Source organism: Chitinophaga sp. GbtcB8 (genome assembly GCF_019091455.1).
Lineage (GTDB): Bacteria > Bacteroidota > Bacteroidia > Chitinophagales > Chitinophagaceae > Chitinophaga.
Genome location: NZ_JAGXJN010000431.1, coordinates 1 through 235, shown reverse-complemented (window position 1 = coordinate 235; position 235 = coordinate 1). Strand labels below are relative to the sequence as shown.

Here is a 235-nt window from a genome sequence, read left to right as displayed (position 1 = left end):
AATATTATTTTTTACTGCAAATGACAGCAATTCCCTGTTGCTGGGGGGTTTCAGCTTGTTGCGGATATTTGTTTTATGTTTGTTCAACGTATTTACGCTGTTGTACAACTGGTCTGCTATATCTTTTGCTTTCATGCCTGACAGCATTAATTGCAGCACCCTTTTCTCCTGCTCTGAAATATCGTATATGGGTTCCTGTATGGCATGCTCCTGCAGCGCAGGTTCGCCTATATGT

General features: G+C 41.7%; 1 protein-coding gene. It reads right to left on the bottom strand.

Annotated elements, in window-relative coordinates:
* Positions 1-235 (bottom strand): helix-turn-helix transcriptional regulator (locus KVT36_RS32245; protein ID WP_217607516.1); only part of this gene is annotated, 235 nt, incomplete at both ends.